This window comes from Roseimaritima multifibrata (assembly GCF_007741495.1).
Classification (GTDB): Bacteria; Planctomycetota; Planctomycetia; order Pirellulales; family Pirellulaceae; genus Roseimaritima; species Roseimaritima multifibrata.
Genome location: NZ_CP036262.1, coordinates 5,510,046 through 5,532,850 on the forward strand (window position 1 = coordinate 5,510,046; position 22,805 = coordinate 5,532,850).

Below are 22,805 nucleotides of genomic sequence, written 5' to 3' on the forward strand. Positions count from 1 at the left end.
AAGACCGCCGGGACCTGATCCTCGAATCCCCGCATCGATGGCTCTAAAGAGCCGACAGCGAAACGGGGCCGGCGGCAGGAATGTTTCCTGCCTTCGGAGCTTGAACTTGTTTTCCTCCGCCGCTTTGCACTTCTACGGAAATCTCATCTCCGGAGGCTGCCGCCGCTTCCCCCTGCGATGGACCGGCTAACTGCAAAGCTCCCAAAACGTCGGCTTGGTTCACCAAATCACGCAAAATGATCGGCTGATCCGGGCTGTTGCCGGGATAGATAGCCAACAACGGGATCGATTGACTTTCCAGTTCAATCAGCTTCTTTTTGATTTCCTCGTTGTAGTCACTCCAGTCTGCCAACATCGGAACCACATCCAGTTCGGCCAACAGATCCGCGGTGGAATCGGTGTTGATCGCACTGTGATAATTCCATTTACAGGTAGCACACCAGCTGGCCGTGAAATCGATCATCACGGTTTTTCCTTCGCTGCGAAGCTGAGTCAATTTTGCTTCATCGTAAGGCTGCCATGGAACGATCACATCGCCGGGCATCAAGAACCGGAAAGCCAAGAAACCGATCAACGCGGCACTTGCTACCCCAGCTCCCCAACTGGCCAAACGTTTCGAAAGTGTCTCCCAGTTCGGTACTTTTCCGATCATCCAACAACCAAACCAAACTCCGATCAAAGCGACAAACACAGGCAACTTTTGATCGTCCGAGAACATATTGAAGAAGAACGCGACCGTTCCCAACAGGACAAACGCCATCAACTGCTTAAGCGTTTCCATCCAGGCACCTGGCTTAGGCAACCAGCTGACCAGTCGTGGGCTAACGCCAATCAACAGGAAGGGAAGCGACATCCCAATCCCCATCGCGGTGAAAACGGCAAAGATCAGCAGCGGTGATTGCCCTAGCAGCAACCCCAACACCAAACCGAGTAACGGGCCTCCGCAAGGAGTCGCAATGACGGTGGTGAACAGGCCCTTCGAATAAGCTCCGACAGCTCCTTCATGATGCTGCATCTCTTGCGAGAATTTCCCCGAGGCGAAACCGGGGACGGGAATTTCCCAGACACCTAAGAAGCTAAGCGCCATCGCAAAAATCAGCACCGTAAGGGCCAATTTGAATTCGATATGCGTGAACTGCTCGCCCCAGCCAAACGAGAAGAAGGAAGCCAGCCCCGCCAGCACCCAAAAGACCGAAAGGACTCCTAAGGAGTACCACATATTGCTGGAAAAAATCGCTTTACGATCCTGACCAGCTTGGTCGGTCAGCGACATCAACTTCAGGCCTAAAACAGGCAGCACGCAGGGCATCAGATTCAAGATCAATCCGGCTCCAAGCCCCATCAGCAACATCATTACGACCGAATAGGACTTCTTGGTTTCCTGACCGTAAACGGTCGGTGCCGCAGCCGCTTCGGGAGCGTTATCCCATTTGGTTTCGGCAATAAAATCCATTACCTCGGCACGTTTGGCAGAAGCAAACTGGACAGCCGCCGGAGCCCCTTTGCCGTTTTCGCCAACCTGCAATTCCGTTTGAAATCGCAGGCCTTTAGGAAGCAGGCAACTGGTGTCCTGACATGCTTGATAGGCGATATACCCTTCGACCGGATGGGTCCCGGGGACCGCATCCTCAGGAATTTTCAGTTCGATCGTCCAGGTCGTTTTACCTTTTTGATACGTCGCTTCACCGATCGGTGTGTCTAGCGTGACCGGATCCTCCGACGGGGTCGGCATCCCAGGCTGCAGGACACCACGCTTGGTCAACACAAAATTGGTAGCGAAATTTTCGTCTTTGATCGAACCCGGATAGACATGAAACGAAGCGTCAGGATTCGCCGTTAGTTTCAATTCCACCGCGTCACCTGGCTTGGCGGTCGCAGGCAAAAGTTCACCGGTCCACTCAACGGCATAGTCGCCATCGCGGAAAGTGGCTTCGGTCGTTACCGGTTGATAGGTCCCTTTGTAGGCAGCGGTTAAATCCATTTCAAAGGGACGACACGAACCGCCCGTTTGACACGTCAGCCCGTTGGCCTTGATCTTGATGACAGCCGCGTCGGGCTGAACGCCAGCGGCGAATTCAATCTCCGCGGTCCAACGCACGGCCGTTTCGAATTCTTCGATCGTGACATCGGGCCATTCGGGGGCCTGACTTCGTTTGGGGTCTTTATCCGAAACAAAGGGGCTTAGCAGTTTTGCTTGACTGCCGTCCGCCATGGTAAATTTGGTTGGCAGTGGGCCACCGGGAGGCTGAGTCGTCGAATAGACGTGCCAAGCCGGCGACAGTTTTGCATCGATGTGCAAGCGTCCAACCGCCCCCTCGTCGGCCGCTTCGAAGCTGGCCTGCAGCTCGATCACGTCTCCATTCGCGTCTTCGTTCGGAAAGGAGAGAGAAGGAAAGCCATTTCCCAGTTGAGCCGACGCGTTCGACAACGGTCCGGCCAGTGCCAATACGACGACCGCCAATATCGGTTGCCAGAGTCTTCGAAATTGCATGGGACGGATGCGAGGAATCATCGATTCGGCCTTCATCTTACTAACCGCGTATGTGAGTACGGACCGCAACGCCAGACAGGCGGAAAAATTAGCGAGCCAAGAAGTAGTTTATCGCAAATTGCTGAAGTTGTTCGACCCTATTCCGGGCAACATCTTCCGTGATTTTTTCGCTCAGTCGTCCGGCTTTCTCTTCCCAAGAAATCCAGACAACCCAGTTTACCAGTGAAAAGAGACTGCTAACGTCACCTAAGTGTCTCGCCAGCTCAGCCTCCTGTTCAGAAAATGAACAGTGCTGACGATATCCCGCCAGCGCGGCAGGCCAAACAACTTTTTCTAAACAGTCACCCCACTCCGCGTTCATCTGGAACAACGGGCTTAAATTCGATGTCAATTTTTGAATCCCCCATCGCAACAAAAAGCCATGGGCGAATCGGGAAAGGTCGACCGCCGGGGTATCGATTCGCATCGCATCAAAATCAATCAATCCGCTGACCTGGGCATTCTGAAACAACACATGTTGCTCATGAACGTCGCGCAAAACCGTCTGAACCGGATAAGCGATCGTTTGGGCAATCGCCAGCCATTCGGTGATCGCTTGACCATGGGTTTGCCAACAGGCCCGAGCCACTCGATCCGCCGCCCCTAACCATTCGCGTCCGTCCAGACGATCTGCATCTAGTGGCCCCGCTTCCCACCAATCTTGAACGACCTGCAACCGCTGACAGCGTTCCAGTACGGCTGGCGGAACCACCGTTTGCCGGCCGGTCTCAGAAAACGTTTGTTGATTTGCCGCGGCATGGACTTGGGCGATGGCAGCGGCGCCTTTCTGCACCGCTTCGGACAGCTCTTGATGTGTCAACGTTTGTGGCCGCCAAGGTTCCCCCTCGATCCATTCGGTCACTTCCCAAATCCGCTGCTGATGCGTCAGGCAGCTCGATCCGTCAACGCTGCGGATCCACTGCGGAACCAAAGCACAGCCCGCCTGCCGAACGGCCGAAACAAACCGCTGCACGTCTCGGACTCGATCACCGGAAATCCCTTCAGGCCAACCGCGAACGACCACGTTTTGCGGCACCCCCATCTCCCTGCGAACCAGGACCCGAAAGACCAAGGCCCCACTAAGGCCACCGGACAATGGCTGGCATTCGACAACATGGGGCTCTAGTCCCCAGGCATCGAGAACGGCGATCGGAAGCGAGAGCCCTACGGTTCCCATTGGTCAATATCCCTGTTCTCTATATCCATCCCTGATCTCAAACGGTTGATCCGAAGGCCCAAACCCGAAGCCCCTAAGATAACGCCGCCTGTATCTTGCCAACTCTTTCACTCCAGATTCCCGGGTCGCCGCTGATGCGTACGGTGCGGCTTCCGTCCTCTTGTAGCAGGATCTGAATCCAGAGCATTTCCTGCGGCATCTCGGCGGCGAACCGGTCCGCCCATTCAATCAAAGTGACCGCCGGTTCCTCAAACAGTTCATCGATTCCCAGTTCCCACAATTCGTCTTCGTCAACGATTCGATAGGCATCCAGGTGAGTCAAGCGCCGCTTGGCTTGGTACTCCTGCACGACGGTAAAAGTTGGGCTGGTAACCGTTCCTTTTTCGACGCCAATGGTTTCTGCAAAACGCTGCGCCAAAAACGTTTTCCCGGCACCCAGGGTCCCGACCAATCCCAAACCACAACGTTCGGGAAGATGCAGATCAAGCAACTGAGCAAAGGCAAGCGTTTCTTCGGGCGTACGCCACTGCAGCGTCGCCAGCAGCGAGTGCTGTGAATGGAACATGACAGGCTCCTCACTCATCACTGTTCTCCGTGTATGTAGCCGCTTGGAGACAACCGTTCCAGCTTTCCGGTTTTCTGCATCCACAATCCGGTCCGGCCGGTCAACGTTCCGATCTTGGTCAAAGGGACTCGCACATCCTCGGGCAGGGCAGCCTCCGCAGCCATCGCACGCTGGGCGGCTTTCGGTTCCATCGCGACGATCAATTCAAAATCTTCACCATCGCCCAGTGCATGTTCCAGCAGCGTCCCGCCTTGTTGCTCCGCCCAAGGCCCCGCATCTGGATGGATCGGAATCGCCTCCATATCCAGTTCCACGCCCAATGCGCTCGACGCACACAGCCGATCAAGATCCAGCGACAACCCGTCACTCACATCCATCGCCGCATGCACGCCACCGATCGCACGCAACCGTCGCGCGAATTCGATCCGCGGAGTGAACCGCAGGTGTCGTCCTAACAAGCTTCCGCCGAAGGCTCCCGACACCAAAACCGAATCTCCCTCTTTGGCTCCACTGCGGAGCCACGCCTGCCCACTTTCGACATGTCCGATCGCGGTGACCGAAATCGCCAAAGGCCCGTCGTAGACGGTAATGTCTCCGCCGGCAATGGCGACCTGGTATTGATCGCAAATCTCCAAAATCCCTTCGTAACAGGCTGCGGCAATTTCAGTCGCCGAGCGCGTTGGCAGGGAAAGATTCACCAGAATTGCCGCCGGTTCGGCGCCCATTGCGGCTAAATCACTCAGATTGATCGCGACCGCTTTCCTGCCGACCTCGGCAAGCGAATGTTGATCGGCTAGGAAATCGACTCCGTCGACAATCCCATCACTTGCCAAAACCAGCTCTTTACCAGCCTGCGGCACGAAGACGGCTCCGTCATCGCCGATCCCGACCTTCACTTGAGGCAAATTGGCTTGTCGGCCCCGAAGCCATGCTAAAAAACTTTGTTCCACGTCGGTTCATTCCCGGTTGAAGATAATCAAACCCTTTACAATCGAGGCCTTACAATACCTCCTTTGATCGGTTTTGATCACCACCGATTAATCTCTAGTCTCCTGAGGGTCCCCCACGATGGCCACCACGCAGTCGCTTTCTGCCGCAGATATCAAGGTCGACCAGACGCAGTGCTTTATTGATGGAAAATGGGTCGATGCGGCGAGCGGCAAAACCTTTGCCACGATCAACCCCGCCACCGAGCAAGAAATCGCCCAGGTCGCCGAAGGGGATGCAGAGGATGTCGACCGGGCCGCCAAGGCGGCTCGCAAAGCGTTTGACAGTGGTCCGTGGCGGACAATGGACGCCCGCGACCGAGGCCGGCTGATGTACAAACTGGCCGATCGGATCGAAGCGGACATGGAGGAATTGGCGGCTCTGGAAACTCTGGACAACGGCAAACCGATCACCGAAAGCCGAACAGCCGACCTTCCGCTGGTGATCGATGCGATCCGGTATTACGCGGGCTATGCCGACAAAATCCACGGCAGCACCATTCCGATCCGCGGCAACCACCTCTGCTACACACGGCGCGAAGCGGTCGGAGTCGCTGGACAGATCATCCCTTGGAATTTCCCCATGTTGATGACCGCCTGGAAATGGGGGCCCGCCCTCGCCGCCGGCTGCACGATCGTGATGAAACCAGCCGAGCAAACCCCGCTGACTTGCCTGCGAATGGCTCACCTGGCTCAAGAGGTAGGCATCCCTGACGGCGTGATCAACGTTGTCCCCGGTTTCGGCCCGACCGCCGGAGCCGCTGTGGTCAAACATCCTCAAATCGATAAAGTCGCGTTCACGGGTGAACATCGCACGGCTCAGATTATCACACGCGATTCCGCGGAAACGCTAAAACGCCTGACTTTTGAATTAGGTGGCAAAAGCCCTAACGTCATTTTCGCCGATGCCGACCTGGACGCAGCCGCCCACGGGGCTTATGTCGGGCTGTACCTGAATCAGGGACAATGCTGCTGCGCAGGCAGTCGCTTGTTTGTCGAAAAATCGGTCCATGAACCATTCATGGAAAAACTGACCGCCCTCACATCCTCACGGCGATTAGGAAACCCGTTTTCCCCCGACACCGATCAAGGCCCACAAATCGACCAAGCTCAATTCGACAAGATCCTTTCTTACATCGACAAGGGGCAAGCAGAAGGAGCCGAGTGTGTGCAAGGTGGCAAACGTCACGGCGACGTCGGGTACTTTATTGAACCGACGATTTTTGATGGAGTCACCGACCAAATGGCGATCGCTCAGGATGAAATTTTCGGGCCGGTGCTAAGCGTGCTTACGTTTGACGATCACGAGGAAATCATCCGTCGTGCCAACGACACGTTCTACGGACTGGCGGCCGCAGTTTGGACACGTGACATCTCGAAGGCTCATGATTATGCTGCCCGCGTCCGTGCCGGTACGGTATGGGTCAATTGCTACGATGTCTTTGATGCCGCGGCCCCATTCGGCGGATTCAAGATGAGCGGCTACGGCCGTGAACTTGGCGAAGAGGGTTTGAAGGCTTACACCGAATCGAAAACCGTCACGATCGCCTTGGGCTAACTGCCCCCAACTCGAAACCGAACTCCAACGGCAACTTTAAGCGAATGGATCTAACCACCGACACGCAGTCCGCATTCCAGTGGATATCGGCACTCCCCTGGATGCTGCTGGCGATGGTAGCGTTGCCGCTGCTGATCCTCGCACGTTTCTTTCGGGTCTATCCCTCCTGGCTTTGGCTGGGGGTGCTGACGACATCGTTAATTGCTTCTTTGCTGACCATCACCAACAACCAGTTGCTGATAATGGTCGCCCTCTTGGATGGGCTGCTGGTTGCGGTTGTCGGTTTGGATTTGATGTTTTTGTGGCTTTCCACTTCCAATGGTTTGAGGGCTTGGCGAGACATCCCCAGCACCGCTTCGATCGGCAAAGCGATGGCCTATGACCTGACGATCGAGAACACCACCTTCACGACGATCCGCGGAGCGGTACGCGACGATTTACCTGAACCATTCCGAGGCGATCCAGACCAACATCCCCTGAAACTACCTCGTTCATCGCGGATCACCGTCCAACGCCGAATCACTCCGCTGCAGCGAGGAGCGTTCAACCTAAAGCGCGTCTACGTCCGCGCCCGCAGCCAACTTGGGTTCTGGCAACGGTTCCTACAGATCGATGTCGAAGACCGGCTAAAGGTCTATCCCGACATGCAGCAGTTGTCCGATTACGCATTGCTGGCTCGAACCAATCGCCTCAGTTTGATTGGCGTACGGCGAACAAGAAGGATCGGACAGGACAGCGACTTCGAACGATTGCGTGATTACTCACGTGACGACAATTACCGCCACATCGACTGGCGCAGCACGGCCCGACGGCGGAAGCTGACAGTCCGCCAGTTCCAGAGCGATCAAAGTCAGCGTCTGATTTTCATGCTCGACTGCGGGCGGATGATGACCAACGAGAGGGCAGGGTACTCGCTCCTCGATCACGCCCTCAACGCCTCTTTGATGCTGGCTTACGTCGCCCTTGAACAAGGGGATGCGGTCGGCATGCTTTGCTTCTCCGACACGATCCATGCCTACATCCCACCTCGAGGCGGGAAGAACCAGATGAACCGGTTGATCCAAGCCGGCTACGACCAGTTTCCACGTCTGGTTGAATCGAGGTACGACGAAGCTTTCCTGTATCTATCGAATCACTGCAAACGGCGTTCGATGGTCGTACTGGAAACGAACATCATCGACGAAGTCAACGCCGCGCAAGTGGTCGACTACCTGGGCAACATCAGCGGACGGCACCTACCTGTCGGAGTCCTCCTCCGCGACCGTCAAATGTTCGACACCGCCGACCATCCCGGCGGAGGCAGAGAGAACATGCTCCGAGCCGCCGTAGCCAGCGAGATCCTCTGCTGGCGAGACCAAGTGATCCGCGACCTAACCCACCGAGGAGTCCTAATGGTCGACACCTTCCCAGACGAACTAACCGCCCCCCTAGTCAACCAATACCTAGAAATCAAAGCCAAGCACCTGCTGTAGTTGGGAGACAAGGAGACAAGGAGACAAGGAGACAAGGAGACAAGGAGTTGGGAGTTGGGAGTTGGGAGTTGGGAGTTGGGAGCTGGGACAAAAAAGCGCACACTCCTTCACTCCTTCACTCCTTCACTCCTTCACTCCTTCACTCCTTCACTCCTTCACTCCTTCACTCCGTGTCTCCGTGTCTCCGTGTCTCCGTGTCTCCGTGTCTCCGTGTCTCCGTGTCTCCCCCACTCCTCATGATTGAACTGGTCGACCGATGGTCTAAAATGGGATTTAGGCGAGCTTGTTGCTCGGCCACGATTTTGGGGTTCGGATTTTTCGCTACTGGAGTCAGAAAGTTAATATCTACGATTGGCACAACTTCAGTCCGCTTCGCTTCTGTGCGAAAGTCTTTGTAGCTCTCGCTCTGTTGATGCTGGCGACGACGTCTTCTGCATCAGCGAATGAACCTCCTGCCGATGAACGGATCATCGAATGGCGATTCGATGGGGACGCGCAACCCTCGACGTGGACTGGCACCCCCGGCAAGCTTGGCGAGGGACCACGGCCGCCCAAACATCCTGAATTTAAAAGCGACAACAAGGCGATGTCCTTTGCGGGGCATGAAAGTGCGATCCTGATTAAAGACCAGGAGCAAGGCGGCGATGTCGATATTCGTTTTGGTAGTGGTGAGACCTTTGCCTTCGAAACATGGGTGAAGTTCAAAACCATTCGTCCAGGACAAACGGCCTACGTATTGGGTAAAGGACGACACCCAAAACATGGCGACGATTTCGAAGATAACAATCAAAATTACTCCGTTCGGTTTCAAGGAACCGGCGGCGGTGCCCGATTCGGAATTCTCTTCACTAGCGAACATCCCGAAACGAAGAAACGTGCTTGGCATCGCTGGTGGAGCGAAGCCAGCGTGCCAGCTACCGGATGGCACCATGTGGCGTTGCAATTCACGTTCGGAAAAAGCGACAGCTTGCTTGCCTGGATCGACGGGCAAGCGGTCACAGGCACATGGGACGAAAGTGGCGCGACCGACCTACCACCGGTGCAAGACGCCGACGATCTAGTCATCGGCACCGGCTTTAACCGCAGCGCAGGTTCATCGTTTCAAGGATGGCTGGACAACTTTGCGATCTATCGCTCTGGATTTGATCCGACGAAAATTGCTCAGCAGTACAACTTTGTCCCGCCGCCTCCTGCGGTAACTCCCGAGATGATTCCAGCGGGCAAGGTGCTGGTGCAGATCAGCGAGAAAGACGTTCCGAAATCCAATAGCTGGCCGGAAGCCCCGCAAGTTACCGAAACCTTTGAAGAAGAAGTCTTCGGACTTTTCGAACTTCCACACAAGTACGTCTCGACAGGCGTTCGGGGCGAGCGGGCCAATCCGTCTCACCTACGAGCCTCGGCGATCGTAAACCTACCCGCTGGCAAGCACCGCCTGCTGCTCCGTGGCCGTGGTGCGTGCCGGCTTTCGATCGACGGAAAACAGATACTTAAGACCTCGACACGGCCACCTGATCCCGGCGGCTACGCTCCCCTTTCGATGCAGGATGAATACCTGGATCTGGGACCGGACTTCCGCTTTGCACCGCCAGGCAATCGCGATACTTGGTCCGAATTCGAATCCCAAGGAGGCGAACATTTTGTTGTTTTGGAAACGATGGTCGGTGGCGTCGCCGGCGGCAGCACTTTCCGACCCGATCTAGGGGAGACCGTCGTTGCCGTGTCGTTGGAAGGAAGCGAAACATGGTCGCTACTTTCCCCTGGAGACCGTGAAGTTCGATACACCGACGAAGGCTGGCAAGCCTACGAATCCGAACGCCGCGAAGTGCTGGCTAAAATCAACGCCGCAGCGCGAGCCGAACGCCGAGTGGCCAACCAAGACTACTGGAATCAACGTCGCACGGCCGCTGCGAAGTGGTTGGACGAAACCGAAAAAGTAGCGGTCCCGAAACTGCCAAGTGGTTATTCCGCTCATAACCCGATCGATCATTTCCTTGCCGCTCGAATCGTCGACGTCCAACAAGACTCGGCGGAGGGTGATGCAAAAGGTGTCGACTATTTCGAACAGATCCGCCCTCTGCTGGAATCGCGTTGCTACGACTGCCATCAGGGCAAAAAGGCTCAGGGAAGTCTGCGGATGGATGATCACGAATCGGTGTTGGCAGGTGGAGATTACGACGGACACGCAATCGTTCCCCGCAACGTTGACGAAAGTGCGCTGATCGATCGCGTCACCGCGGAGGACGAAGATGTTGTCATGCCGCCCAAAGGTGCACGGTTAACCGACGCCGAAGTCGATCTGCTGAAACGCTGGATCAAGGAAGGTGCCGTATGGCCGCAGTTCGATGTCGATAATTTCCAGCCGACTCCGCTTTCCAATGACCTCAGCTTTCTCCGCCGCGTGTCGCTGGACACCATCGGTGTGCCGCCGACCGAATCCGAAATCGCTGCATTTCTTGCGAGCGCCCCAGAAACACGTCGCGACGAAGTGATTGACCGGTTACTGGACGATCCTCGCTGGGCCGATCACCGGATGGGTTATTGGCTGGACGTGCTGGCCGAAAACCCCAACATGATCAACCCGACGCTGAACAACACCGGTCCTTTCCGCTGGTGGTTATATGAGTCGCTGTTGGACAACAAACCGGTGGACCTCTTCGTAACCGAGCTGATCCGAATGGAAGGGAGCGAGCGACTGGGCGGCCCCGCCGGCTTCGCCACCGCAACGCAGAACGACCTACCAATGGCAGCCAAAGGGATCATCGTCAGCTCCGCGTTTCTCGGAGTCGAAATGAAATGTGCCCGCTGCCACGACGCACCGTCACACGTTTCTCTGCAGGAAGATTTGCTGCAGGTCGCCGCACTGCTGAAACAAAAACCTATCAAACTGCCCGCCTCCAGTAGCGTGCCGGTCGGTCGCCTGAGCGTAGGTAGCCGCAAACCTCTGATTGAAGTCACCCTGCAACCGGGAACCGTCGTCGAACCGGCTTGGCCGTTCGCTCGCTACTGCGATGAATCGGTCGCGGATGCCCTGGCTGAAAACCCCGAAAACTCGCGAGACCGGCTCGCCGCTCTGATCACCGCCCCACAGAACGAACGCTTCGCCCAAGTGATGGTCAACCGGATCTGGCAGCGTCTGATGGGCAGAGGCTTGGTCGTCAGCGTGTCGGACTGGGAAAAGTCCGGTCCCTCGCATCCCGACCTACTGAAGTGGCTCGGGCATCAGTTCGTCGCCTCCGGATATGACACCAAAGCGATCACTCGCCTGATCTTGAATTCACATGCATACCAACGTGCAACGGATGCGACCCTGACCGAAACCAGCCCACTTTTCATCTCACCGGCGCCGCGGCGATTAACCGCCGAACAGATCGTTGATTCGGCATTCCACGCAACCGGGACTCCGTTTGATCTGGAAGAGGTCAGCCTGGATATCGATAGCGTCCGCGCCATGGCGACCACGATCACACTGGGAAAAGCAAGCCGAAGCTGGATGCTCGCATCCAGTTCAAACGAACGCGATCGCCCCAGTCTTGGACTGCCGAAGATCACGGCCGTAACAAGCGTGTTAAAAACCTTCGGCTGGCGTGGAGCGAGGCAGGATCCAAAAAGCATTCGCGACTCCGAATCCAACATGCTTCAACCTGCGATCTTTGCCAACGGCGTGATGAGCACCTGGCTGACGCGGCTGAGTGACCAGCACGGGATCACACAGCTTGCACTGGAGGACCAGTCCGTCGACCAGTTAGTCGATCGAGTCTTCCTCAGGCTGCTCACACGAAAACCGTCGGCCGAAGAGAAAGAACGTTACGTACGTTTCCTTTCCGAAGGCTACGAAAGTCGCGTGATCCCGGAAGCAAAGCGAATCACCCCGCCCACCGGCAAACGCGGACCCGTCCGTTACGTTAGCTGGTCCAACCACGTCGACGGCCCCGCCAACACACTGGCGATAGAAAAGGAAGCGGACGCCCGCCGCGGCGCCCCACCCACCAATGCCCTAGACAACGACTGGCGTCTCCGCATGGAAGACATGTTATGGGCCGTCCTCAATGCACCCGAGTGGTTTTACACACCATAAAACAAGTAATATCCAAATCAAACGTAGCTGCCGTCGCCAGACGGTGGATCCCACGCTCTGGCAAACGCACCTACCATGGATACCCGACCATTTCATCCCCGGACACCATCATGAACCGACGACACTTCCTCGCTCAAACGGGTGCACTTGCCGGAGCCGCCCAACTCAGTCACTCCGCATTCGCCTCGCCGGCCGCGATCAACGTCCCCAAAGGCAAAGCCGAAAACGTCATCTTCATCTGGCTGGGGGGCGGAATGTCTCAGATCGACACTTTCGATCCCAAAAAACGAGGCAACTCCAAAACTTCACCAAAGCTGTCCGGAGCCGAGTACGACTCGATCGACACCGCCGTGCCTGGAGTCCAATTCTGTGAACACCTACACCGCACGGCGAAGCTTGCCGATCGCCTCACCGTTATCCGGTCGATAAACCATCACCTCGTCGACGAACATGCGTTCGGCACCAACTTCGTCCACACCGGGCGTCTGATTAGCGGAAGTATTACCTATCCTTCGATCGGAGCCATTATCAGCCACGTGCGTGGTCCGGTCAGCCCCGACGTTCCCGCCTACATGCTGATCGGCTATCCCAACGTCAGCCGCGGTCCTGGCTTCCTAGGCGCCAAAGCGGGCTACGTTTACCTGGTCGATACCGACAGCGGCCCTGCAGGCTTTTCGCGGCCAGAAGACGTAACGGCTCTTCGAGTCCAACGAAGACAGCAACTCCTCAAGCCACTCACCGACCGAGTCCCGGACAACTCCGTCGTCGCCCAGTACCGGACGGCTCAAGCCGAAGCACTGCGTCTGGCCGGCCCCGACTTCATGCGGCACTTCCGCCTGCAGGACGAACCCGCCGACTTGCGGAATGGATATGGAGGCGAATTCGGACAACGCTGCCTGCTTGCGCGACGTCTTGTGCAAGCCGGAGTCCGATTCGTCGAGGTCTCCCACAACTTGAACTTCGTCAACGGCACCGGCTGGGACACCCACAACGAAGGCCAACAGAACCAGCATCTTCTCATCAGAGACCTAGACATCGCCTTATCCGCGCTGATCACGGACCTTGAGCAACAGTCGATCCTCGACAAGACATTAGTCGTAATCGGCACCGAGTTCGGACGTCCCGCCGCCTACGACGCCCGAGGCGGACGCGGGCACCAAGGCAGCTGCTTCAGCCTGCTCTTAGCCGGAGGCGGCCTGAACCACCAAGGCGCCTACGGAGTCACCGACGAGCTAAGCAAGACGATCGAAGAAAACCCAGTCAGCGTCCCCGACTTCCACGCAACAATACACGCCGCACTAGGCATCAACCCATCCCACGAACTATTCGACGGCTCCCGCCCCATCCCCATCACCGACCAAGGAACCCCAATAGCATCCCTATTCAGCTAAGCAAAAAGAGACAAGGAGTTGGGAGCTGGGAGTGAAGGAGTTGGGAGACAAGGAGACAAGGAGACAAGGAGTTGGGAGTTGGGAGCTGGGAGCTGGGAGACAAGGAGACAAGGAGACAAGGAGCTGGGAGCTGGGAGCTGGGAGTCAAAGAAAAAACTAGCTCGCGGCGCGCACTCCTTCACTCCTTCACTCCTTCACTCCTTCACTCCGTGTCTCCGTGTCTCCGTGTCTCCGTGTCTCCCCAACCGGTCCCGCACCTTGACGCCGAGGGCTCACCTCCGCAATACTCCTACCAAAGCGCCCGTGGCACAATTGGATAGCGCGTCGGCCTCCGAAGCCGAAGGTTGTGGGTTCGAACCCCGCCGGGCGTACTGAGCAGAAAGCAGCAGAATCGTTACTCAAAACGATACCGAACAGCGTGTCTGTGCGGCGATTCCCCAAGATTTAATCCGGTAGTACTACCGGGGTAGTACAAGGATCGTTTCACATGGGGCATCTAAAGCGTGGATCTGTCCCGTCTTGTCGGCATCACAAGCCCACTGATCAGGCTGCCGTCACCATCGTTGGTGCTGACCACTATCTCGCTAAGCCGCCCGCAAAGCAGAGCACGCACGACTCCTGGCTGAATTCGCGGCTACGAGCAAAGTCACAAAGGACTTCGCGGAGGTTGAGAACGTCATCCTTATGGTCCAAGTGCTGCCCGCTTACGGGGAGTTCACCCAGACCTACTACGTCAAAGATGGCAAGCCCGCGAACGAACTTGACGCGTTGCGGGCAGTGATGCGCGACGCCAAGGTTTTGTTTTCCCATTTGCCAACGGAACAGTTTGGCCCACTGGCGATATAGACGGTGAGGCAGCGATCGATAGAACGTGGGCAAGCTCGCACGACCAACAAGAACATGCATCGACTAACGCGAATCTTCCGCTGGGCCGCCGCTGAGGAAATGGTGCCTGGCAATTTACTGCACTCACTAAACGCAGCTCCTGGCCTGAAAAAGGACGCTGCAATGCACGAGAGCCTGATCCGATCCTGCCCGTAGCGATCAATATCGTGGAACAGACGATTCCACACCTACCTGAGGTCACACGTGACATCCTTTCGGACGTGACGGAGTCAGTGAATGGTTACGGTAACGCGACTCGTCGAGCCGACGTAAAGGACTTGACCTTCCCAGAAATCCTGCAGGAGATCATGAACCGAGTATTGGCGGCGGAACGACAAAGCCAAGCCGAACTGGTGGAGGCACGAACGCGAGCGGAAGTCGAGCAGATCGAATCCGAATCACGAGCGGAAGTCACGCGACGTGATGGTCAGACGGAAGCCGAATCGCAAGGAACGAGCCAAGACGATGGAGAGCCACCTGGCACTGCTGCGACTTGTCGAACTCGAATCGCTGCGTGAACTCGCGCAGAACGGTAACGCACGACGATATCTCGGTCTCGACCGAGTCAGTCTAAACGGAACGGATTCAGGAAAGCACAATTCGTGATGGATACGAGTCGGGCATTCCGATTCAATTCAAGCAGGATCGATGATTCGATCATCGGTCCTGCGATTTTTCGTCCTTGGAATGTGCCGGAAGCACCCAACCGGCGATGCCTGGGAACATAGCCGTCAGATTAGAACGCCAGCAGCACATCGCTCTGTCTCTAGGCTTCCGGCAGTAACCGTTTTTGATGCTTGTTAGGCACTCGAAACCGTTCCCACAGAGAATGTCTTACCCGATGATGCAATCGCTGGGGTAGCTCAGGCTCTGATTCTCACAACTGATCAGCAAGATGCACAGGCAGTAGCGGAACGGCGACGGTAAACAGAAATCATCAAACCGACTCCCAGCACTCCCAGCACTCCCAGACTCGATGGCTCTGGAACGGCGTTGGTATCGCTGCGGAACGCATAATTGACTCTGCCGTGCCCTACGAGGTTGTCCTTAACCAATGCAGATGAGGCAGCAACACCGAAACCTCCTGCATACCCGCTGGTGGGGCCGTAATAGAAACCAAGATACTTAACATTCCAGTCTTCAGCCTGGATCGACTCGCCAATACCAATCGTGTCGTACCAAGCCATATTATTGATATTGAGCGGGTTGATGTCGATCGTTGAGATCGAATAGTCCCCCGGACTGCCGCCGAATATCAGAGCAGCTGCTTCCTGCCCCGTGTATGCCAGTGGACCGTTTGGAGGAGACAAATTCCAGGACTCTGCCAATGGGCTGGCGTATACATCCCAACTTCCGACGTAAATCATGCCTGCACGAGCCGCCTGCGACCAGCAGGTAACGGCAGCAAGGACTGCACACATCAAAACAAAATTTCGAACTTTAACTGACATAAGACGATTACTCCCTGTGCAAGAAACAAACAGTTAACCAGGCAACCTACTCACTACATATCACCGACAGGGAATGTGATATCAATTATGACAGTCACTTAGTTTTCGCGAAACCGATACAGTACCCCACGTTTAGATTTCACTCGCGACTCAGGTTGCGGGGGGCGAATTTTCAACCCGCCAGCTTGGTGTGTCAACCCTGCGATCCTGGCCGGGCATAGAACATCCAAATCACAGGAGAAAAAGGGGGCAGGAGCGAATGGCACTGCCGGCCGTATATAACGTTTTCTGCACAGCACTGAGAACCACGAGGCCCTCGTGGCATCGAAAATCATTATTTTTCTAGCCGAAGCATTTTGATATTTTGACGTGGCCGCTCTGCCTGTATCATTAACGTCGACGTGACTTTCCTTGGCATGGGTGCTTGAAAAACTTCGGTCAGGGAAGGCCCATGTCGTTTTACTCCAAGTGCCCGCGTAACGCGTCGCCATTTCGCATCTTCAGCGATTCCATGCTGCAAGATTCATCACTTCCGCTCAGCGAGGTGATTGATCAATCCATTTTCGACGAGAGGTTTGAACGCTTCGATGTCGATTTCTCTTGCGACGATGATGCCGTTTACACATCGCGAGGGCCGCATCGAACCGCGAGCGAACAAGCGCCGACCAAAAGTCCTCAAACTATTAGCCATCCCACGAGCCGCCTACCAAGCTCAACTGGTCGTGACCGTATGAACGTAAACCCTATGGTATCAACCGGCAGTGCCATTCGGGTCAGGAGCCGTTTTCGTTATCGCTGCCCCAAGTCGGCGATCGGTCTTCGTGCCGCGGTGGGTTAGAAAGTATACTCGTACCGGTGTACCGTCATCGACACGTTGCCGCTGGGGCAAAGCACGGAAGCACTGCGCATTAGAGGTTCGTTTTATGGCTTCCCCCACGATCGAAATCGGCGCCCTGGTCACAGGCCTGGGCGGGGGGTTGGCGCTGTTCCTGTTTGGCATGCGTCAGATGACCGACAGTCTCCAGACGGTCGCTGGCAGCAGCATGAAAAATCTGCTCGCGCGGTTGACCGCCAACCGGTTCACCGCTGCCTTGGCGGGGGCCATCATCACCGCGGTGATTCAGTCCTCGTCGGTCACAACGGTCTTGGTTGTGGGCTTTATCTCGGCCGGGCTGCTGACGTTCAGCCAGTCGATTGGGGTGATCATCGGCGCAAACGTTGGTACTACCATCACGGCGCAAATTATCGCGTTTAAGGTTTACCAATATGGTTTGTTGATGATTGCGAGTGGTTTCCTAATCAACATCACCGCCAAAGGTGAGAAATGGAAGCAGTGGGGGATGGTCCTATTGGGCCTGGGGATGGTGTTTTTCGGTATGGAATTGATGAGCACTGCGACGGTACCACTGCGCGAGTGGCCGCCGTTCATCGATGCCATGCAGAACATGCGCAGCCCACTGCTAAGTATCCTGGTCGGATTAGTATTTACATCGATCGTGCAAAGCTCGTCAGCCACGACCGGGATCGTGATCGTGCTGGCAAGTCAGGGATTGATTTCCCTGGAATCGGGGATTGGGCTGATTTTTGGCGCCAACGTCGGAACCTGCACAACGGTCATTCTGGCTGCGTTTGGGCGACCACGTGAAGCCGTTCAAGCTGCCTGGGTGCATGTTATCTTTAACGTTGGCGGCGTTCTGCTGTGGATGTTCTTCATTTATCCGCTTGCGGACCTTGTGCGGATGATTTCGCCGACCGCCGAAAACCTAACAGGAACGGCTCGACTGGCGGCGGATACGCCGCGACAAATCGCCAACGCTCACACCCTGTTTAACGTTGGCAACGCGTTGTTGTTCATTGGGTTCACCGGCCCGTTAGCTAAACTGGTCGATCGCCTTGTTCCCAAACGCAAAGTGCCGAAAGGGATTTGTCCGCTATACCTGGACGAGATGTTCCTGGAACACCCGTCCATGGCACTGGACCAAGTGCAGCGAGAATTGGTTCGGCTGGCGGAACTGGACCAAAAGATGTTGGAGCACGCTTTCCGCGTCGCAACCGTCGGAACGCAGCGCGACATTCGTCTGCTGCAAAAAGCCGAAGACGATGTCGACACCCTGCATGGTGCGATCATCACTTACCTCGCTCAGCTGTCGCAGAAAAACTTGGTGGCTCCCCAGCCGACGCAGCTGCACCAGTACTTCGCAGTGGCCAACTACCTGGAAAATGTTGGCGATGTGATTGAAAACAATGTGCTGACCGATGCCGAAAAACGAATGCGAAAGGGAGTGGCTATCAGTCCTGCCACAATTGATGTACTGCACACGGTTCATCTGAAGGTTTGCTGGGCGTTCGAGCGTGCTATCGATGCGCTGCGTGATCAGGATCAACAGGCAGCGTGTGATGCAGTGGAAAGCAAAACGATTGTGAACGAGCTCGCCGAAAAAGCGACGGCTCACTTGGCCCAGCGGCTGATCGCCTATGAGCCCAATCGGCTTGCTGCCTTTAAGGTTGAAACGGACATTATCGAAAACCTGAAACGAATCAACACGTTAACACGGCGAGTCGCTCGCCTGGCGCTGCCCGAAGGCAACACCAACGCCTCGGCACCGCAGCCACCGGATTCACCAGCGCAGCATCCCCCGGCGTATCAGCAATCTCTTTCTGAGTAAAACCCTAGATGCCATACAAAGTCGCACAATAAAAACCAGCTTCCTCGGTGCCAACCGAAATGTAACCGGTTCACGCGATTGCCTCCTGCGCAAAAGACACAGCGATAACAACCTACGTACCAAGCGACCAGCAGATGATCGCCGCAAGTAGTTCAGCATTTCGCGATGTCTTCACCGACGAATCGGTCACGAGGATTGGAACGTTAGCCTCCGAGCATCTGGACTACCAACGGAACCAACAGTACAGCGTCACAGCACTGAAGGAGACGACTGGTACGATCAGTGAACGCTACGCCTACGATGCATTGACCGTACTTGCTGGAAGCGGGAACGCATTGAGCGAATCGGCATACATACACAAAAAGAATGACTGAGCTGGCGAATGACGACGAGTAGGTCTCCTCGAGGTCATTCTTTTTCTTTCGCTGCTGACTGCTGGAGTTAGCAGCGGTTAGACCGCAGTGGCGTATAAGAGGTGGCGAGCGGTTTGATTCGCTCGCTTTTCACGCAGTGCTGGTGGACTGCCTGATGTGCCGCCCCAACAGATGATTTTGACCAGCATTAAAAGCTGGCACTTCGGTGACCACGGCATATTGCACCGGAGCACCGAATTGAGAAGATGGACGTGTGGACAGCAGCATTCTGGAAGTCGATCATTCGTTACTCGATCATATCGGCGAATGATCCTCGACCGATCCGGATTGGACTTCTATCGCGTCGTCTGGGGAGGGGCTTTTTGAACGTCCGCGACGAAGGCTCGCATGTAATCGGGAGCTAAGAACCGAACCTTCTCAAACGGACGACCGGTCTTGCCGCAACGCTTGGGCACCATTCCTGGCTCCCATTTTTGCTTGTCTGGCGGCTTATCTATTCACGTTTGTGACGATTGTCTTGCGGGGGATGTCGCTTCTACAGGTGCACGGGAATGGAACGCATTTGTTCGTTTTCTTGCCTTGATTGCGGAGGATCGATCCAGGGGATGTCCTGCCCATCTGTCAGTATCTGCGAAATCCGCGATTTGAATTCACGTGTTAGTTTGAGCAAAACGTCTCTTTCTCCGGCGCCGCTGGCTTCCAGTCCTGCTAGGTTTGCGACTCTTCCGGTGACGGTTCCGTTCTCATTTTTGCGGATATAAACCTTGCAGGTGTAGGCCGGAACGACGGGGGCTGAATCGCCCGTGATATCCAGCGATTTCGAAGGGTCAGGTGTTGGTTTCATGGTCCTATTCGCTTTCTCACATTTTTGTTCTGCCAACGATCCGCCTGCCGTTTTCTCTTAAAACCAGCTTGGCCGTGCCGGGAGAGAATTTGTTTTCGTATCGCGGCGACTGAAAAGGCGTCTTCAACGCTTGCAAAGTTCGTCGCTGCAATCGAGAACCTGTAGACTAACCGATTCATCCAAATCCGACGACACTCAATTTCCGCTCGCTGCCAAGCTGGTCCGTTTGCACTGTTTTTCGGGACGTTCTCTCACTCTCTGGCGGAAATCTTTCTTGCTCAGGCCCGTTCGGTCCTTGGGGACCATTATCGAATCCTCCTCGGCGACCGAGTTGACTGCGTTGTGGGATCGGCGTGCAGAACAGGATCGGCGGATGGAGATGATCGTGACGTCTCGCTCATTTTTGTATCTGTCGAAGTTTTACATCGAATGGGATGAATACGGACGTGAATGTCTGGCGGCCCCCCTTAAGACACAGCAACGCGTCGTCGCGACCGTTCTGGTCTTCGATCGCTTCGGTCAACGACTTGCCGGCACTCTGATGTCCAAAACCAACCGAGCCCAGCTTCAATGCCAGATCAACCTACTAAAGCAGGCAGGTGGCCGAGTCGTGATGTACACCCCCACAAACGCGATCGACCGGAAAGTGGGCTGCGGGCAACACATCAAGATTCAGTTGTCCGAAAGCGGCGAGGCAATCTTCGGCAGCAGCAATATCACTCGCAGTTCCTTCAAGGCCTGGAATGAATTTGCCGTCGCGTTGCGTGGCCCGATCGTCGGTCTATTAATACACAATTTTTTCGAACTGCTCGGTTCATCGATTCCAGAACACGAACCTTTACTGGACAAACGACACTCCCAGCCTATAAACATTCCACTGGACTACTGGTCCCATGACCCGAACCGAGACGCTGGCCGATGGGGTGCACTCGGTCGCCGGGAAATCAATCCACTGACGTTGATGCTAGCCGACAAAATTCGTAAAGCCCAACGCACAATCCAGCTGACCAGTTTCTACTACAAACCGGCACGTCTAATCGCCGAAGCGATTAAGGAAGCGACCGCACGAGGGGTGACGGTCGATATTTTTCACTCACACGCCTCGGCCCTCGATTCGCAACTCCCTTGGCTGGCGGCAGTGACCGATTACCCGGCGTTGGCGAAACAGGGCGTGCGAATCTACGAAAACCGACATGGCGAACATTCAAAAATCGTCTTAGTCGACGACGAATGGACGACGTTCGGAAGCTACAACTTCGAAGATGCGGCCGACAGCCGAATGGCTGAAGCGATGCTGGTCACGCAGGAAGCTTCGATTGTCGAAATGGCCCGAGCCATCTTCCAGGAACTGGCCGCCGACCCCGACAATCGCTTGGTAACTTCCGCAGAAATCAAGCAGTGGCCCGCATCTCGACGCATCGCAACCACTCTCTTTCGCCCAATCAAACAATGGTTCTAGACGACCGCCGCCTGAACGGTCGGGCCCTTGAAACGGAAGCAGAGAAAGATTGTTGTTTGTCGTCTTTCGCTCGGGACGTGAAACTTGCAGGTGACGATTTCAACCCTGCCCATCCGAGCCTGAGTGCAGTGCTTTTAGCCCAGCGGGCGGCAGATACTTGCCGTTGGCGTAAGCCAACGGAAACCTAGCGAGCGTGCGCATTAAAGCCCAGCGGGCGACAGACAAGGGTTGTTCTGTCGCCCGCTGGGCTTTCCTTTTCGCGATCCCCACTCCGGCGGCTCGCGCCGCCGGCAAGTATCTGCCGCCCTCCGGGCTACGTGTTCACTCGGCCCCATGTAGACTCGTCAACTGCTGCAAATCCTTCATTTATGGATTTCACGTCCCGAGCGAAAGGCGACACTGCATCATCGTGGCCTCTATCGGTTTGGCCGTTGGGGGCAATTACTGCGGCGTGTTCTTGCTGATTAAGTTCAGCATTTGTTTGGCTCCGACGACTGCGGGCATCACGACTTGGGTGGCACCGGCTTGTCGCAATTTCCCTGCCGTGCTGGAGTGCTCGGCTCGACTGATGATTTGCAAATCGGCATTTAAACCTTTTGCAGTCAAGGTGATAAAGACATTGTTTGCGTCGTTGGGCAAACAAGTGACTAAAAAACCGGCTTGCGCGATCCCCGCTGCCTGCAGATGTTCGTCTTCGGTTGCATCCCCATGAATATAGGCAATGTTCCGCGAGCGCAGTTCTTCGAGGATACCCGTCCGAAGATCGATCACAACCAAATCAAAACCTTGTGCGGAAAGATCGAGTGCAAGGTTCTGTCCCATTCGACCATAGCCGCACAGAATAACGTGTCTCGACATCTGGTCGATTGCTTTATGCATCCTTCGAATTCCTCTTCGTTGTTCCAATTCACCTGCCAAAATCACCTGAAACAGCCCACCAAACGTGTAGGCCGAAGCGGTCATCCCGGCCAAAATCACACCGACCGTAAACAGCTGCTGCGAATCGCTAAAAGAGCTTTGCTCCGCAAACCCCACGGTCGAAATCGTGATGACCACCATCCAAATGGAATCGACCCAGCTCATCGAGCCAAAGTATCGATAGCCACAAACCGAAATGACAAAAATCGATGCCAGCACCATCCCTCCTCGTCGAATACGATCAAACGAAGTGGTCGGCTTCCAGTGCTTTTTAATTTTTTTCAGCTTCTGTTTCATTCCTGCAGTGTAACTCAACGGAAGGGTTTCCAGGATCCTACCAAGTCACCGCAGCAGCGAAAATTCCAGCTAGAATGATGGAACGGCCCATTTTCTGAGACGGCTCTTATCTTTTTGGGATTCGACGATGCCAACTTCTTTTCGAAATCGCACTCTT

At 55.5% G+C, this 22,805-nt stretch carries 17 protein-coding genes and 1 tRNA gene; 11 read left to right on the forward strand and 7 right to left on the reverse strand.

Annotated features, from left to right (window positions below; translation table 11 throughout):
* Positions 1 to 43: 43 nt before the first annotated feature.
* The 4 genes from FF011L_RS20005 to FF011L_RS20020 form a co-directional block, all read right to left on the reverse strand.
* Positions 44 to 2,512 (reverse strand): protein-disulfide reductase DsbD family protein, encoded by a 2,469-nt coding sequence (locus FF011L_RS20005; RefSeq protein ID WP_218932760.1) that lies wholly within the window; start codon positions 2,510 to 2,512, stop codon positions 44 to 46.
* Positions 2,513 to 2,579: 67 nt separating this feature from the next.
* Positions 2,580 to 3,707 (reverse strand): phosphotransferase, encoded by a 1,128-nt coding sequence (locus tag FF011L_RS20010; RefSeq protein ID WP_145353648.1) that lies wholly within the window; start codon positions 3,705 to 3,707, stop codon positions 2,580 to 2,582.
* Positions 3,708 to 3,780: 73 nt separating this feature from the next.
* The gene (tsaE, locus tag FF011L_RS20015; RefSeq protein WP_246109530.1) at positions 3,781 to 4,290 is read right to left on the reverse strand and encodes a tRNA (adenosine(37)-N6)-threonylcarbamoyltransferase complex ATPase subunit type 1 TsaE; all 510 of its coding nucleotides are present in this window, start codon (positions 4,288 to 4,290) and stop codon (positions 3,781 to 3,783) included.
* Complete coding sequence (locus FF011L_RS20020) at positions 4,290 to 5,222, reverse strand: thiamine-phosphate kinase (protein ID WP_145353649.1); 933 nt, start codon at positions 5,220 to 5,222, stop codon at positions 4,290 to 4,292. The genes tsaE and FF011L_RS20020 overlap by 1 nt, the downstream gene beginning before the upstream one ends.
* A gap of 118 nt (positions 5,223 to 5,340) precedes the next feature.
* Here FF011L_RS20020 and FF011L_RS20025 point away from each other — a divergent pair, with 118 nt between their 5' ends.
* The 7 genes from FF011L_RS20025 to FF011L_RS20050 all read left to right on the forward strand — a co-directional run bounded on the left by FF011L_RS20025 (position 5,341) and on the right by FF011L_RS20050 (position 15,157).
* A complete protein-coding gene (locus tag FF011L_RS20025; RefSeq protein WP_145353650.1) occupies positions 5,341 to 6,816 on the forward strand; it encodes an aldehyde dehydrogenase family protein in 1,476 nt (491 codons plus the stop codon).
* 44 nt (positions 6,817 to 6,860) lie between these two features.
* Positions 6,861 to 8,288: a DUF58 domain-containing protein gene (locus FF011L_RS20030; RefSeq protein WP_145353651.1), complete on the forward strand. Its 1,428-nt coding sequence runs from the start codon at positions 6,861 to 6,863 to the stop codon at positions 8,286 to 8,288.
* A gap of 283 nt (positions 8,289 to 8,571) precedes the next feature.
* Positions 8,572 to 12,363 carry a DUF1553 domain-containing protein gene (locus FF011L_RS20035; RefSeq protein ID WP_218932761.1) on the forward strand — a complete coding sequence of 1,264 codons (3,792 nt, stop codon included), beginning with the start codon at positions 8,572 to 8,574 and terminating at the stop codon, positions 12,361 to 12,363.
* Positions 12,364 to 12,473: 110 nt separating this feature from the next.
* Positions 12,474 to 13,754 carry a DUF1501 domain-containing protein gene (locus FF011L_RS20040; RefSeq protein ID WP_145353653.1) on the forward strand — a complete coding sequence of 427 codons (1,281 nt, stop codon included), beginning with the start codon at positions 12,474 to 12,476 and terminating at the stop codon, positions 13,752 to 13,754.
* 297 nt (positions 13,755 to 14,051) lie between these two features.
* Positions 14,052 to 14,125 (forward strand) — tRNA-Arg (locus FF011L_RS20045).
* A 313-nt stretch (positions 14,126 to 14,438) separates the two neighbouring features.
* Positions 14,439 to 14,600 carry a hypothetical protein gene (locus FF011L_RS26505; protein WP_218932762.1) on the forward strand — a complete coding sequence of 54 codons (162 nt, stop codon included), beginning with the start codon at positions 14,439 to 14,441 and terminating at the stop codon, positions 14,598 to 14,600.
* Positions 14,601 to 14,806: 206 nt separating this feature from the next.
* Positions 14,807 to 15,157 carry an SPFH domain-containing protein gene (locus tag FF011L_RS20050; RefSeq protein ID WP_145353655.1) on the forward strand — a complete coding sequence of 117 codons (351 nt, stop codon included), beginning with the start codon at positions 14,807 to 14,809 and terminating at the stop codon, positions 15,155 to 15,157.
* Between the two features lie 369 nt (positions 15,158 to 15,526).
* Here the strand turns inward: FF011L_RS20050 and FF011L_RS20055 are convergent, their stop codons facing one another.
* Positions 15,527 to 16,090 (reverse strand): PEP-CTERM sorting domain-containing protein, encoded by a 564-nt coding sequence (locus FF011L_RS20055; protein WP_145353657.1) that lies wholly within the window; start codon positions 16,088 to 16,090, stop codon positions 15,527 to 15,529.
* Positions 16,091 to 16,677: 587 nt separating this feature from the next.
* On the opposite strand from FF011L_RS20055, the gene FF011L_RS26510 reads away from it, so the two are divergent.
* From FF011L_RS26510 to FF011L_RS20065, 3 genes are all read left to right on the forward strand, one after another.
* Complete coding sequence (locus FF011L_RS26510) at positions 16,678 to 16,824, forward strand: hypothetical protein (protein ID WP_218932763.1); 147 nt, start codon at positions 16,678 to 16,680, stop codon at positions 16,822 to 16,824.
* 189 nt (positions 16,825 to 17,013) lie between these two features.
* Positions 17,014 to 18,756, forward strand: coding sequence for a Na/Pi cotransporter family protein (locus FF011L_RS20060; RefSeq protein ID WP_145353659.1), 1,743 nt, complete (start codon positions 17,014 to 17,016; stop codon positions 18,754 to 18,756).
* Positions 18,757 to 18,890: 134 nt separating this feature from the next.
* Positions 18,891 to 19,130 (forward strand): hypothetical protein, encoded by a 240-nt coding sequence (locus FF011L_RS20065; protein WP_145353661.1) that lies wholly within the window; start codon positions 18,891 to 18,893, stop codon positions 19,128 to 19,130.
* 535 nt (positions 19,131 to 19,665) lie between these two features.
* On the opposite strand, the gene FF011L_RS20070 is transcribed toward FF011L_RS20065, so the two are convergent.
* Positions 19,666 to 19,974 (reverse strand): hypothetical protein, encoded by a 309-nt coding sequence (locus tag FF011L_RS20070; RefSeq protein WP_145353663.1) that lies wholly within the window; start codon positions 19,972 to 19,974, stop codon positions 19,666 to 19,668.
* 274 nt (positions 19,975 to 20,248) lie between these two features.
* On the opposite strand from FF011L_RS20070, the gene FF011L_RS20075 reads away from it, so the two are divergent.
* Entirely contained in the window at positions 20,249 to 21,433 is a 1,185-nt protein-coding gene (locus FF011L_RS20075; RefSeq protein ID WP_145353665.1) for a phospholipase D-like domain-containing protein, read from the forward strand.
* 441 nt (positions 21,434 to 21,874) lie between these two features.
* Here FF011L_RS20075 and FF011L_RS20080 read toward each other — a convergent pair whose 3' ends face one another.
* On the reverse strand, positions 21,875 to 22,666 hold the full coding sequence (locus FF011L_RS20080; protein WP_145353667.1) for a potassium channel family protein: 792 nt from the start codon (positions 22,664 to 22,666) through the stop codon (positions 21,875 to 21,877).
* Positions 22,667 to 22,805 lie beyond the last annotated feature (139 nt).